At 68.3% G+C, this 11,263-nt stretch carries 9 protein-coding genes; 6 read left to right on the top strand and 3 right to left on the bottom strand.

Annotation, left to right across the window (positions count from 1 at the left end; all coding sequences use genetic code 11):
* The 4 genes from Q0L11_RS04305 to Q0L11_RS04290 all read left to right on the top strand — a co-directional run.
* The coding region (locus tag Q0L11_RS04305) for a TonB-dependent receptor (protein WP_296595621.1) at positions 1–2,464 on the top strand (2,464 nt) is incomplete at its 5' end.
* An 86-nt stretch (positions 2,465–2,550) separates the two neighbouring features.
* Complete coding sequence (locus Q0L11_RS04300) at positions 2,551–3,372, top strand: glycosyltransferase family 2 protein (protein ID WP_296595620.1); 822 nt, start codon at positions 2,551–2,553, stop codon at positions 3,370–3,372.
* A 74-nt stretch (positions 3,373–3,446) separates the two neighbouring features.
* Positions 3,447–4,454 carry an NAD-dependent epimerase gene (locus Q0L11_RS04295; RefSeq protein ID WP_296595619.1) on the top strand — a complete coding sequence of 336 codons (1,008 nt, stop codon included), beginning with the start codon at positions 3,447–3,449 and terminating at the stop codon, positions 4,452–4,454.
* 4 nt (positions 4,455–4,458) lie between these two features.
* The gene (locus Q0L11_RS04290) at positions 4,459–4,920 is read left to right on the top strand and encodes an SRPBCC domain-containing protein (protein WP_296595618.1); all 462 of its coding nucleotides are present in this window, start codon (positions 4,459–4,461) and stop codon (positions 4,918–4,920) included.
* Here Q0L11_RS04290 and Q0L11_RS04285 read toward each other — a convergent pair.
* Positions 4,917–6,152 carry a Xaa-Pro peptidase family protein gene (locus tag Q0L11_RS04285; RefSeq protein ID WP_296595617.1) on the bottom strand — a complete coding sequence of 412 codons (1,236 nt, stop codon included), beginning with the start codon at positions 6,150–6,152 and terminating at the stop codon, positions 4,917–4,919. The genes Q0L11_RS04290 and Q0L11_RS04285 overlap by 4 nt on opposite strands.
* Positions 6,153–6,363: 211 nt before the next feature.
* Here Q0L11_RS04285 and Q0L11_RS04280 point away from each other — a divergent pair, with 211 nt between their 5' ends.
* On the top strand, positions 6,364–6,687 hold the full coding sequence (locus tag Q0L11_RS04280; RefSeq protein WP_296595616.1) for a UrcA family protein: 324 nt from the start codon (positions 6,364–6,366) through the stop codon (positions 6,685–6,687).
* 3 nt (positions 6,688–6,690) lie between these two features.
* Here the strand turns inward: Q0L11_RS04280 and Q0L11_RS04275 are convergent, their stop codons facing one another.
* Positions 6,691–7,167 (bottom strand): RidA family protein, encoded by a 477-nt coding sequence (locus tag Q0L11_RS04275; protein ID WP_296595615.1) that lies wholly within the window; start codon positions 7,165–7,167, stop codon positions 6,691–6,693.
* A gap of 21 nt (positions 7,168–7,188) precedes the next feature.
* Positions 7,189–8,793 carry an FAD-dependent oxidoreductase gene (locus Q0L11_RS04270; protein WP_296595614.1) on the bottom strand — a complete coding sequence of 535 codons (1,605 nt, stop codon included), beginning with the start codon at positions 8,791–8,793 and terminating at the stop codon, positions 7,189–7,191.
* Positions 8,794–9,223: 430 nt separating this feature from the next.
* Here Q0L11_RS04270 and Q0L11_RS04265 point away from each other — a divergent pair.
* Positions 9,224–11,263 (top strand): TonB-dependent siderophore receptor (locus Q0L11_RS04265; RefSeq protein ID WP_296595613.1); only part of this gene is annotated, 2,040 nt, incomplete at its 3' end.

Here is an 11,263-nt window from a genome sequence, read left to right as displayed (position 1 = left end):
GACGTTGCTGGGCGGCGTCGCCCTCGCCTGCCTGGCGGGGCGCGCTGAGGCCGCCGACGCGCGCCTGCGCCTTTCCATCCCGACCCGCTCGTACGCCGACGCGCTGATCGACCTCGGCCTGCAGGCCAACATCTCGATCCTCGGCACCGCGAACTGCGGCGGCGACGGGCGCGTGTCCCTGTCGGGCCGCTACACCGTGCCCGAAGCGCTCGACCGCCTCCTCGACGGGGCGCCCTGCCGCTTCACCGTCGTCGATGCGCGGACAGTGCGGATCCTGCCTGCGGCGCCCGCCGCGCCCGCGACGCCGCCGAGCCGCGAGGTCCCGCGCGCGCCCGCGTTGGTCGCCGAGATCGTCGTCACGGCGACTAAGCGGCCTGCAGCCCTGGACCAGTTGCCCGCCGGCGTCAGCGCGATCTCGCGCGCGCAGATTTCGACCACGCGGGCCACCGACGTGGGCCAGACCACCGGCCAGTTGGCCGGCGTCCTCACGACCAACCTCGGCCCCGGCCGCGACAAGCTGCTGATCCGGGGACTGTCCGACGGCGCCTTCACCGGCCGCACTCGCTCCACGGTCTCGACCTACCTCGACGACGCGCCCATCAACTACAATGCGCCCGACCCCGACCTGCGCCTCGTCGACATCGACCGGGTCGAGGTGGTGCGTGGCCCACAGGGGGCCCTTTACGGTTCGGGCTCGCTCGCGGGCATCTACCGGATCGTCACGAGCAAGCCCGACCTTGAGGACTACCGCGCCGGCGCGACCGCCGGCGTCGCCTGGACCAAGGGCGGCGACCGCAGCCACGAGTTGGAAGGCTACGTCAGCGTGCCGGTGGTCAAGGACCGCCTCGGCGTACGAATCGCCGCGTACGAAGACCTTCAGGGCGGCTACATCGACGACGTGAACCTTCGGCTCCGCAACGTCGACCAGACCCGGCGCGACGGCGGGCGGCTGGCCGTCCGCGTCCGCCTGGACGAGCACTGGCGCCTGGACGCCCTCGCCGCGACCCAGCACCTGCGCTCGAACGACACCCAGTACGTCACCCAGATCATATCGGCCGGCGCGGGCCCCGGCGGCGGTCTGAGCATCGGCGTCGAGGAAGGCTTGCCGGTCTCCGCGCCGGGGGAACGCCGCAACCGGGTCCAGGAGGCCCACAACAACGACTTCTCGTACGGCGGCGTCACCCTCGAAGGCGATTACGACTGGGGCAGCATCGTCTCCTCGACGAGCTACGTGCACCACGTCTTCTCCAGCCAGTTCGACGCCTTCGCGGCCATCAACCCCGACGACCCACAGGCGCCCCTGAACGGCGTTGGAGGTCCGCAGGATCTGGGCGTATTCACCGAGGCGACGAGGTCGAACATCCTCGTGCAGGATTTGGTGGTTCGATCATCGGGCGTCGGCCGTTTCGACTGGCTTTTCGGCATCTACGCGGCGCGCACGGTCGAGCAGAACCCGTCGGTCCTGGGTGTGCTCTCCACAGGCCGCAAGGTCATGGTCGCGTATACGGAGAGCCGGAAGGACCGCCAACGCGAGTACGCGGTCTATGGCGAGGGCTCCTACGACTTCGGCGGCGGCTGGAGCGCCACGCTGGGGGGCCGCCTCTTCGAGACCCGCGTCCACACCACGGCCCAGCTCGATGTGATCCAGCCCTATGGACCCCGCTTCTTCGATCAGGCCCGGACCTTCAGCGGCTTCTCACCGAAGATCTCGGTCCAGCGGCAGTTCTCCAACGGCGACCTGATCTACGCCCTCGTCACCGAGGGCTATCGCCCAGGCGGGTTCAATTCGAGCGGGTTCTACGCAATCCGCGTCAGCCGCACGACATTTGCTCCGGATCGGCTGCGCAACTACGAGGCGGGGCTGAAGTTGCGCCGGCTCGACGATCGCCTGACGGTGCGCGCGGCCGCGTACTACGACGACTGGACCAATATCCAGACCGATCGCTATCGCGCGTCTGGCCTTGGCTACACGGCGAACGTGGGCGACGCGCGGATCCTGGGACTGGAGGGCGAAGCCGCCTACGATTGGCCTTTTGGCCTTTCGCTGCAGTTGAACGGTCTGCTCTCCAACTCCAGGGTCCACAACGGCAACCCGGATTTCGATGCGCCGGTCACCCGCGACCTGCCGGGCGTACCGAACGTGTCGGGCGGTCTCCTGGCGGTTTACGAGCGCCTGCTCGCGGGCGACCTGACCCTGCGGCTCACCGGCGAAGCAAGCTACGTGGGACGGGCCACGCTCAGCTTCGACACCACGAAGGAGCGGCGGATGGGGCATTATCTGCGCACCGAGGCGACGGCCGAGATCGCCAGCGGGGGCTGGCGCGCCACGGCCTACGTCACCAACCTGTTCGACGACGAGGGCGACACCTTCGCCTACGGGAACCCCTTCAGTTTCGGCCAGGTTCGCCAGTTCACCCCCCAGCGCCCGCGCACCATCGGGGTGCGACTCGCCGCCGCATTCTGAACAAAATCTAAAGCGTGGCCGGGGGGCCGCCCGCTTCGGCGCCGTCTCATCAGTAACGGGGTTGTCGGTCGGGAGCTTTCGGGGTGGTGAGGCTTTCTGCGCTCGTTTGCGTGCAGAACCAGGATGCGCAGCTGTCGCAATGCCTGCGCAAACTTTCGTTCTGCGATGAGATCGTGGTCGTCGCCGACCGCTGCACGGACCGGTCCCAGGAGATCGCGCGTCGCCAGGGCGCCGTCGTCATCGACGGGATCTTCCCCCTGGAGAGCCAGCGCAAGGCCGCGGGCGTCGAGGCCTGCTCGGGCGACTGGATCCTCGAGATCGACCCCGACGAACTGGTCGATGCTGCGCTGGCCTGGGAGATCCGCGCCGTGTTGCAGATGCGGCCGGACGGCGACTGGTACGACCTGCCGATCGACAACTATGTGGGCGAGACCCTGGTGCGGGAGGGCTGGACCGGCGCGCTCAGTTCGCGCCTCGAGCCCCGGCTCTACAAGCGAGGCCTTAAGGCGTGGCAGCCGCGCCGGCTGAATGCGCCGGCGGTCATGGCCGGTCGGCCCGGCGGCGCGCTCAAGGGCGCCATCCGCCGCTCGCTCGGCCGGGATGCGGGCGCGCTCGTCGAGCGCCTGAACAAGCTGACCGCCCTGGCCGCGGAAGACCTGGCAGACGCCGGCGTCCCGGCGCGTGCGGCCGATGGCCTGCTCGCGGGCGCGGGCGCCTTCATGCGCGGCTACGTCGGACGCGGGGGCTGGCGCGAGGGACGCCTGGGCCTGCTGATCGCGACGCTTTCGGCGCTGTTCCCGCTGCTGGCGCAGATGCGCGCCGCGGACGTCGTCGCTGGCCGCGCGGCCGCCAGCGCCGAGGCGGCTCGCATCGCCCGGCTTCCCGACGTCGTCGGCCTGGCCCGCTGATCGCTTAAGACCCTTGCAACCCGGCCGCCGCTAGGCACGCTTCGCGTATTGGCGCGAGGCAGCGAGGCGACGTCTTGACGATTCTGGTCACCGGTTCAGCCGGTTTCATCGGCTTCCACCTGAGCCGCCGGCTGCTGGAACGCGGCGAGACGGTGGTCGGCCTCGACAATCTCAACAACTACTACGACCCCGCCCTCAAGGCCTCGCGCTTGGCGCTCCTCGAGGAGAACCCCCGCTATCGGCACGCACGGCTGAACCTGTCCGACCGCGAAGGCGTCGCGGCCCTGTTCGCCGAGACGCAGCCCGAAGTGGTGGTCAGCCTCGCGGCGCAGGCGGGGGTCCGCTACAGCCTGGAGAGCCCGCACACCTACGTCGACTCCAACGTCGTGGGCTTCCTCAACATCCTGGAGGGCTGCCGGGCCGTGCAGCCTCGCCATCTGGTCTTCGCCTCGACCAGCTCGGTCTACGGCGCCAACGCCAAGATGCCGTTCAACGTCCACGACCACGCCACCCACCCCATCACCCTCTACGCCGCCACGAAGCTGGCGAACGAGGGCATGGCCCACGCCTACGCGCACCTCTTCGGCGTGCCGGCGACCGGCTTCCGGTTCTTCACCGTCTACGGCCCCTGGGGCCGACCCGACATGGCGCTCTTCAAGTTCACGGGCGCGATCCTGAAGGGCGAGCCGATCAACGTGTTCGGCCAGGGCCAGATGGAGCGCGACTTCACCTACATCGACGACATCATCCAGGGTCTGCTCGCCGCGATCGACCGGCCGCCGGCGGCGAATCCGCAGTGGGACGCCATGGCCGCCGACGCCGCGACCAGTTCGGCGCCCTGGCGCATCCTGAACCTGGGCGCCAGCCGGCCCGAGCAACTGATGCGCTACATCGAGATCCTCGAACAGAAGCTGGAGCGGAAGGCCGAGATCAACTTCCTGCCCATGCAGGCTGGCGACGTCGCACGCACCGAGGCGGACACGGCCGAGACGAAGGCGGTCCTCGACTACGCACCCACCACCTCTATCGAAGTGGGCGTCGGCCGCTTCGTGGACTGGTACCGCGAGTACTACGGGGTCTGAGGCCATGGCGCGGATCGACCGGGCCTCGCGGATCATCGGCGCGTCGGCACAGGCTCTCTACCGCGCCCATCTCGACCCCGCCGCCCTCGCCGCCTGGCGCGCGCCCGACGGCATGCGCGGCGAGGTCCACCGTCTCGATCCAACGCAAGGTGGCGGCTATCGCATGGTGCTGGTCTACGAGGGCGACGGCCAGGGCAAGACCACCGACAAGGCGGACGTTTTCGAGGGAACGTTCGTCGAGTTGGTCGACGACCGCAGGATCGTGGAGCGCGTGACCTTCGAGAGCGACGACCCGGACTTTGCTGGAGCCATGACCATCGCCACGACCTTCACCCCGGTCGCCGCCGGCACGCGGGTCGATGTGGCGATTTCCGACGTTCCGCCGGGGATCACGCCCCAGGACCACCAGGCCGGCATGGACTCCAGCCTCGCCAACCTCGCGGCGTTCGTGGAGCGCCCCGCCTAGACCGGCTTCTCGATGGAGGCCGAGGGCTGCGAGAACCACTTCGGCCCGCTCTCGGTCATGTGGAAGCAGTCTTCCAGGCGCACGCCGAATTCGCCCGGGATGTAGATGCCGGGCTCGTCGGAGAAGCACATGCCCGGCGCCAGCCTCGTGGCCTCGCCGCGCACCAGATTCACCGGCTCATGGCCGTCGAGGCCGATACCGTGCCCCGTGCGGTGCGACAGGCCCGGCAGCTTGTAATCGGGCCCGTAGCCCAGCCCCACGTAGTAGCCGCGCGCCGCATCGTCCACGCTGCCGGCGGCCGCGCCCGGCCTCGCGGCCTCGAAGGCGATTTGCTGGCCTCTCTGGACCTCGCTCCACACCTTGCGCTGCTTCGCTGAGGGCTCGCCGTGGACGAAGGTGCGCGAGATGTCGGACTGATAGCCCTCGACGGTGCAGCCGCAGTCCATCAGCACCACCTCCCCCGCCTTCACCGACTGGGGCTTGCCCGAGCCGTGCGGATAGGCGGCCGCCTCGCCCAGCAGCACCAGGGCGAATTCGGGCTCGCCCCCCAGCGCGACGGTCGCCTGGCTCATCAGCCGTCCGATGTCAGACGGGCGCATTCCGGCCTCGACCTTGGGGATCGTGTAGCGATAGGCCGCTATCGTGATGTCCGAGGCGTGCTGCATCAAGGCGATCTCGGCCGGCGACTTGATCATCCGGCAACCGCGCACGATGGGCGCGCCGTTCCTCAGCGTGGCCGTCGGCAGGTTCCGCATCAGACCGTCGACGATGAAGTAGCGGTTGGTCTCGTCGATCCCGATGACGCCCGAGCCCAGCTTGCGGTCCTTGAGCCAGCCGGCGACGAGCGCCAGCGGATCCTCGTGCTCCTGCCACGTGCGGACCTCCGCTTTTACGGCCAGGGTCTCCCGGACCGACGGCTCTTCGAAAAAGGGCGTCACCACGCCGATCTCGCCCTCGGCGGGGATGATGGCGCACGTCAGCCGCTCGCTGCGGCTCCAATGAACGCCCGTGAAGTAGATCAGGCTCGATCCTGGCTCGACCAGCAGCGCCGAGACGCCCTGTTCGCGCATCAGCTTCTGCGCCTTGGCGATCCGCGCCTCGCGTTCGGCCCGCCCGATGGGCGGCGGCCGGTTCGGCAGCGGACCCGGCAGGTCCGCGGCCCGGACCGCCAGGGGCGCGGCGGCCAGTGCGAAGCTGGCGGCTCCGAAGGTGATCAGTCTGCGTCGGTCCATGGCCGTGAAGCTCGCGCGACTCCGGCGCCCGCTCAAGGCCCGGTTGCGGAACGGCCGTCGCCCCAAGCCAATTTCGCGAAACTGGTCACTGAATCGCTCACTTGCCCGTGAAATAAGCGCACCGACGGGTTACGCGCCCAAGCGGCGCGCACTAGCTAGTCCCCAACGACACAAGGCCGGCGCAACGACCGGCCCAGGAAGGAGTACACCCATGAAGCTTCTCGCGACCTCGGCGCTGCTCGCCATGATCGCCGCCGCCCCCGCCTCGGCGGGTACGGTCACCACCTCGATCGCCGTATCGCCCGTGGGCCTCGACCTCGCCAGCGCCAGCGGCGCCGCCGCGATGGCCGGCCGCATCGAGCGCGCGGCGGTGCGCGCCTGCGGCGCCTCGTCGTTCAGCGTGCGGGACTACCAGGCCGCGGTGAAGCGTTCGGATTGCTTCCGGGACGCCGTGACGAACGCCCAGGCCGCGCTGAACGCACCGGCGGTGAGCGCCGCGCTGCGTGAGCGCGCCGCCCCTTCCGCCGACCAATAGCGACTACTTGGCAGGCGCCTTCGCCGCCTGCACCTCGATCTCGGCGAACATCCCGGGCCGCACCAGCGAGGCGACCTGGGATGTGATCCGCGCGGGCTTGTTCTTGAGCGGCCCGTAGAACTGGTTGTAGCCTTCCATCATGCCCGCGAAGTCCATGCCGCCGCCCTTGGCCGGGTCGCCGACCAGAAGGACGCGCATCATCACGGTGTCGCCCAGCTCATAGCCCTGCGCCTTCATGATCCCCTGGATCTTGGTGAGGATGCTGATGACCTGGGTCTTGGTGTCGCCGAAGGGCGTGGCCGCGGGCGCGCCGGCCACCGGGTCGGGCGTGATGCCGCTGACGTAGAGCATCTCCGAGCCGGCCGGAACCTTCACCGCCTGGGCGATGAAACCGTTAGTCGGGTTGACGTGCACGTTCTGGGCGTGGGCGGCGCCCGCGGCGAACGTGGCCAGGGCGGCGGACAGCAGGATCTTACGCATGGTTCTCCCCTCGGAAAGGTTTCAGGCCGCGGGTCGGGCGGCGCGGTTCTCCGCCACCGACTGTGACACGCGGGTCGCGATCTGCCCTAGCGTGCGTTGCGCGGAAAGCACCGCCCCTTCCTGCCAGCCGGGCATCTGCGACAGGTGGGCGCCTGAGAAATAGACGCGCCCGTGCGGTTCGTTCAGCAGGCGATAGGCCGGATCGTCCAGGTGGCCCTCCTGGCCGCTGGCGCCGCTCCACGCTGGCCATGGGCCCAGGTTGAACGGGATCTTGCTCCAGTTGACCACGGCCGGACGAGTGAGCTCGCCCTCGTGGCCCGGGTGCAAGCGCCCGACCACCCCCCGCGCGATCGCGATCTGCTCCTCCAGCGGACGCGCCGCGAAGCCCTTTGCGTTGGGGCCCGAGCCGTAGCAGGCCAGCAGCATGCCGCGCTCGGTGTGCAGACCATTCGACGGGTACCAGACGAGGCTGGTGTCGCCGCCGACGAACGAAATCCCCCCGAAGATCTGCTCCTTCTCCCAGAAGCGCGGCGCATCGAAGCCGATCTTGTTCGAGAAGTCGTACGGCACCGAGGCGATGGCGGCCTTCACCGGCTTGTCGAAGTTGTTGTCGATCTTGCTCAGCACGTTGAGCGGGATGGTCACGATCGCATAGTCGGCCTGCGAGACCTGGTTCGGCCCACCAGATCGGTCGCGCCAGGCGACGGCGACGCCGCCGGACGTCTGGCGAATCTGCAGCACCTCGGCATTCAGGATCACTTGGCTCTTGATCGCCTTCTGGAAGCCCATGGCGATCCGATCCATGCCGCCCACGGGCTGGAACATGGTCGCCTGCATGTAGACGATGTCCTCGAACAGCGTCGCCCCGAGTTGCTCGTTCGCCAGAAGCTCGCGGAACGGCACAGGATCGCGCCCCTTGCCGAACTGGGCCGCGGCGCCGGGAACCTGCGCGAAGCCCGACCGCTCCGTGCCCTTGAAGGCCATGCCCTCGTCGAGATCGCCATAGGCCCGCAGGAACGGCAGCAGCTTCTGCTTGTCCTCGGCCGTCAGGTCCTGGTCCAGCGCCCCCTTGTTCAGCGCCTTGGCCAGCAGTTCCGAGATGTAGCCGCGGGTGTCGTTGACGCCCTGGCGCATCTGGATCGGCTTGCCGCCGTTCGAGCCGGCCGACCAGAAATAGGCGCTGCGGCTGGAGTTGATCTCCACTTCCAGAGGCACGCCCAGCTTGTCGCAATAGCCGAGCAGGCCCTCGTGGTGACTGGGGATACGGGCCGGGCCTGCGTTCATGTAGAGGCCGTCCGAGAACGACACCGTCTGGGTCGCCTCCCCCACCATCTCGATCTTCGAGCCGTTGCGCAGGGTCCAGTTGCGGCCGCCGACGCGGTCGCGCGCCTCCAGCAGCGTGACCGAGAAGCCGGCCCGTTCCAGCTCGTAAGCTGCGGTCAAGCCGGCGATGCCGCCGCCCAGTACGATCACGCTCTTGCCCGCGCCGAGACTGGACGGCAGCGCCAGCGGCCCCGCCTTCGCCGGCGTCGCCATCAGCCCCAGGCTTACCATCGCCGAATAGGCCGCTGCGTAGCCGCCGACCGCTCCGATCCTGTGCAGGAACCTCCGACGACTGACCGCCATCACCGACCTCATATCCAGACGCACCCGCCCTGCAGGCGGCGGGATCAGACGCCGCGGCGAGCCGCCGGCTGACAAGACAATCGGTCATGAATTGCGCAGCCTGGACGCCCACTGACGACTGAAGCGGCAGGTCAAGCGCAACAATTCACCAAATGACATTCATGTCAGTTTTTTGAATTCTGCATTTGCCGAAGATGCCGATTCTTCGCTCTCGCCAAAACCAGTAATGGCGCCGTTTCCCGATGCGGAAACGCAAATATTTTCATCATGCAACAAATACGGATCGGAGCTGACCTCCCGACCTTATTGACTCGAATGACAGGGCGCGCGGTCCTGATCGGCGTTATGCGGCGCCGTGACTTCAAAGGCGGCCGCAAGAGGGGAAGAGCGCCGAGACGGGCCCACATCGAAAACGAGGGGGTCTACCATAATGAAAAGGTTGTTTTCGGGCGTGAGCGCCCTGGTCCTGGGGCTGGCCATGGCCGGCGTGGTGCAGGCCGCCGAAGCCGACGGCGCGGCCGATCCGGCCGAGCTGGACGCCGTCATCGTCACCGGCACGCGCACGACCGGCCTTCGCGCCGTCGATAGCCCGGCGCCCATCACCGTCCTTGATTCCACTGCCCTGCAGCGGGTTGGCCAGACCGACCTGATCCAGGCGATCGCGCAGAACGTGCCGTCGTTCAACGCCCAGGCCTTCGGCGGCGACACCGCCAACCTGACGCTCTCGGCCAAGCTGCGCGGCCTGTCCCCCAACCACGCCCTGGTGCTGATCAACGGCAAGCGCCGTCACGGCACCGCCAACCTCGCGGTCCTGGGCGGGCCGTTCCAGGGCGGCGCGGCCGCCGACCTGAACTTCATCAGCCTCGGCGCGGTCAGCCACATCGAAGTGCTGCAGGAGGGCGCCGCCGCCCAGTACGGCACCGACGCCATCGCCGGGGTCATCAACATCATCCTGAAGGACGCGAGCGAAGGCGGCGGCATCACCGCCACGGCCGGCAAATACATGAGCGGCGGCGGCGATACGGCCGACGTCATGCTCAACGCCGGCTTCCAGCCGGTTCCGAATTCGTACCTGAACCTCAGCTTCCAGTCGCGCTATCACGACTACAGCTTCCGGGGCGACGTCGACCCGCGGGTCCTGAACCTGCCGACGAACGTCACCTCGTCGTCGCGACTGTCGCGCTACCCGCAACTCATCAACCACCCCGATTTCCCGTACATGAACCGGATCGCGGGTGACGCCGAGTACCGCCTCAACATCGGCTCGTACAACTTCGGCATCGAGTTCGGCGACGTCGAGCTCTACAGCTTCGGCACCTACGGCGACAAATACGCCTCGGCCTACGAGAACTACCGCGTCCCGAACCTGGTGGTCGGCAAGGACGGCACGATCCCGCGCCCGTTCGGCTTCAGCCCGCGCGAAGTGATCTACGAGACCGACTACGCGGCGACGGCCGGCATCAAGGGCGTGGCCGCCGGCGGCTGGAACTACGACCTGGCCTCGACCTACGGCAAGGACAACGTCTCGATCAATGTGAAGGACTCGCTGAACCGGTCCCTCTACATCGACACCTCGACCGCCACGACGCCGGGTCAGTCGCCGACCGACTTCCACGCGGGCGACTTCATCTTCACCCAGTGGACCACCCAGTTGGACCTGTCGAAGGAGTACGACGTGGGCATGGCCGGCCCGATGACGGTCGCCCTGGGCGGTGAGTTCCGGAAGGAGACCTACGAGATCAAGCCGGGTGACGCGGGCTCCCGCTACAAGGAAGGCTCGCAATCGTATCCGGGCTTCCAGCTCACCGACGCCGGCAGCCATAGCCGCCGCAGCTACGCCATCTACGGCGACGTGGCGCTCGCGCCCAGCGAGCCGGTCAAGCTGGACCTCGCCGCCCGCTACGAGCACTTCAGCGACTTCGGCGACACCTTCATCGTCAAGGCCACCGGCCGCTACGACTTCAACGACGCCCTGGCCATTCGCGGTACGGCCAGCACGGGCTTCCGGGCCCCGACGCTGGCCGAGAGCTACTATTCGGCCACGAACGTGTCGCCGACCTCGGCCTTCGTGCAGTTGCCGCCCAATTCGGCCGCGGCGAAGCTGGTGGGGGTCGACGGCCTCGATCCCGAGAAGTCGCGCAACTTCAGCGTCGGCTTCGTGGCCCATCCGGGCTGGGGAGTCACCGCCACCCTCGACGTCTACCAGATCAGCATCCGCGACCGGATCGTGGGCTCCGGCTCGCTGTTCGGTTCGGGCGGCGACGTGAATATCCCGGCCGTCCGGGCGGCGATCATCGCCAACGGCAACGTGCTCGACCCGACCGTTACCCAGACGGGCATCAACATCTTCACCAACGGCCTCAATACCCGCACCCGCGGCGCCGAGCTGGTGGTGACGACGACCCAGAGCCTGGAAGACTGGGGCAGCATCCAGTGGTCGCTGACGGGCAACCTGACCGACACCAAGGTC

Source organism: Phenylobacterium sp. (assembly GCF_024508875.1).
In the GTDB taxonomy this organism is placed as follows: domain Bacteria; phylum Pseudomonadota; class Alphaproteobacteria; order Caulobacterales; family Caulobacteraceae; genus Phenylobacterium.
The sequence above is the reverse complement of the archived record's forward strand: the minus strand, read 5'-3'. Positions and strand labels throughout refer to the sequence as shown.

Coding starts and splice junctions, on each gene's coding strand:
- Q0L11_RS04270 (WP_296595614.1), bottom strand. CDS start 8,793: ATGGCGGTCAGTCGTCGGAGGTTCCTGCACAGGATCGGAGCGGTCGGC.
- Q0L11_RS04285 (WP_296595617.1), bottom strand. CDS start 6,152: ATGGACCGACGCAGACTGATCACCTTCGGAGCCGCCAGCTTCGCACTG.
- Q0L11_RS04280 (WP_296595616.1), top strand. CDS start 6,364: ATGAAGCTTCTCGCGACCTCGGCGCTGCTCGCCATGATCGCCGCCGCC.
- Q0L11_RS04275 (WP_296595615.1), bottom strand. CDS start 7,167: ATGCGTAAGATCCTGCTGTCCGCCGCCCTGGCCACGTTCGCCGCGGGC.
- Q0L11_RS04290 (WP_296595618.1), top strand. CDS start 4,459: ATGGCGCGGATCGACCGGGCCTCGCGGATCATCGGCGCGTCGGCACAG.